We start from the raw sequence: 1,595 nt of genomic DNA, 5'->3' as shown, positions 1-1,595 counted from the left end.
ACGGGGGGTTCGGTGCCACGGCCGGCGCCGGGGGCGCCGGCGGGGCGGGCGGCCTGTTCGCCAGCGGAGGCGATGGCGGTGCCGGCGGGTCGGGCACCAGCGGCGCCGGAGCCGGCGGGGCCGGCGGAACCGGCGGGTTGTTCGGAGCCGGCGGCAACGGAGGCACCGGCGGCTTCGGGCTTTCGGGCGCCGGCGGGCGCGGCGGTGACGGCGGCAACGCCGGCCTGCTCAGCCTCGGTGCCTCGGGCGGCGCCGGTGGCTTCGGCGGCACCATCTTCGACGGCACCGGCGGGGCCGGTGGCCGGGGCGGCGCGGGCGGCTTCCTCTTCGGCGACGGCGGGGCCGGCGGTGCGGGCGGCGCGGGTTTGTTCAACGCCAACGGCGGCACCGGCGGGGCCGGCGGCAACGCCGGTGTCCTCAACGGCTCCGGCGGCGCGGGCGGCGCCGGGGGCGCCGCGGGGCCGAGCGCGCTGACCCAGGGCGGCGCCGGCGGCGGTGGCGGCAAGGGCGGGGTGTTGGGCGAAGGCGGCGACGGCGGCGCCGGCGCGGACGGTCATGGTGGCGCCGGGGGTGCCGGCGGCAACGGCGGCAACGCCGTCCTGATCGGCGACGGCGGCAACGGCGGCAACGGCGGCGCCGGGGCGCCGAACGGCACGCCGGGAACCGCCGGCACCGGCGGGCTGCTGCTCGGGCAGGACGGGAACATCGAGCCGGCGTGACGCCACGGTTGCCCGGCGCCGAGCGGCGGGGCGGCTGCGCGCCTTCGGACGCGTGTCGAGCGAATTCCCATCGCGGCCGGCGATTCCGCGTGTGTGCCCCGCGACCAGCAACAGCGGTAGGGCGTACATGGCCCTCGGCAAATCTACGACCCCCGGCGAGCGCAATCTACGAGCTTTGACCGACGTTCGCCACGGCGTCGCCTCGCATCCTTGACTCGATGCAACCGAACGTCGGGCTGGGTCGCTAAGCGCATCCCTCGAACGCTCAACAACCGGGAGGAAACAGCGATGTCGTTTGTGTTTGTGGCGCCCGAGATGCTGGCCGCGGCGGCGACCGATGTCGAAAGCATCGGCTCGGCGCTGAGCGCGGCCAACGCCGCCGCGGCGGCGCCGACCACCGCGATCCTGGCGGCCGCCGAGGACGAGGTGTCGGCGGCCCTGGCATCGCTGTTTTCCGGCCATGCCCAGCTCTACCAGGCCATGAGCGCCGAGGCCGCGATCTTCCACCAGCAGTTCACCCAGGCGATGAGCTCCGGCGGCACCATGTATGCGGCCGCGGAGGCGGCCGCCGCGTCCCCGCTGCAAAGCGTGCTCGACGCCATCAACGCCCCCGTTCAGGCGGCGACCGGCCGCCCGCTGATCGGCAACGGCGTCAACGGCGCGCCGGGCACCGGGCAGAACGGGACGCCCGGCGGGTGGCTGATCGGCAACGGCGGCGCCGGCGGATCCGGCACCAACGGCGCCACCGGCGGAAACGGCGGAAACGGCGGTGCCGCCGGCCTGATCGGCAACGGCGGGGCCGGCGGGGCGGGCGGATCCGCCTTGGTCGGCGCCGGCGGCACCGGGGGCAACGGCGGGGCCGCCGGCCTGTTCGGC

At 77.1% G+C, this 1,595-nt stretch carries 1 protein-coding gene and 2 pseudogenes; all 3 read left to right on the top strand.

Annotated features, from left to right (window positions below; translation table 11 throughout):
• Nucleotides 1-719, top strand: a pseudogene (locus tag BST11_RS27800) (PE family protein); the annotation flags it as partial.
• Between the two features lie 288 nt (nt 720-1,007).
• Nucleotides 1,008-1,229, top strand: a pseudogene (locus tag BST11_RS29355) (PE family protein); the annotation flags it as partial.
• Nucleotides 1,230-1,262: 33 nt separating this feature from the next.
• On the top strand, nt 1,263-1,595 hold a 333-nt coding region (locus tag BST11_RS29350), incomplete at its 3' end, for a PGRS repeat-containing protein (RefSeq protein ID WP_425320606.1).

The organism is Mycobacterium alsense, assembly GCF_002086635.1.
GTDB lineage: Bacteria > Actinomycetota > Actinomycetes > Mycobacteriales > Mycobacteriaceae > Mycobacterium > Mycobacterium alsense.
This window is presented reverse-complemented; position numbering and strand designations above follow the sequence as displayed.